Source organism: Sutterella massiliensis (assembly GCF_016899755.1).
Lineage (GTDB): Bacteria > Pseudomonadota > Gammaproteobacteria > Burkholderiales > Burkholderiaceae_F > Sutterella > Sutterella massiliensis.
The window spans coordinates 1-245 of record NZ_JACJJC010000507.1 but is presented as its reverse complement, the minus strand read 5'-3'; the positions used below and the strand labels follow the sequence as shown (position 1 = coordinate 245).

Below are 245 nucleotides of genomic sequence, written 5' to 3'. Positions count from 1 at the left end.
AGCAGGAGGACCATCTGTAAGTATCATAATTGTAGATCAAAATAACAACATTATTACTCAAACACCATCAAATAGATTTTTAGTAAACGATGGATTGAATACTGTAAAATTAGACTTCCCAATAGCTATTCCTAGAGGAACAAACTATAGAATGATGTTAAACTTTGCAACTGGTGGAGTCTCAAGTAACCCATCAGGTGCTAGATTCTTATTTCCTTTCGATGCTGTATATAACAATCAGACAG

General features: G+C 33.9%; 1 protein-coding gene. It reads left to right on the top strand.

The window, feature by feature from the left end; all coding sequences use genetic code 11:
* Positions 1 to 245, top strand: a 245-nt coding sequence (locus H6A60_RS13495; RefSeq protein WP_205105382.1) for a hypothetical protein, incomplete at both ends; no start/stop codon positions are given.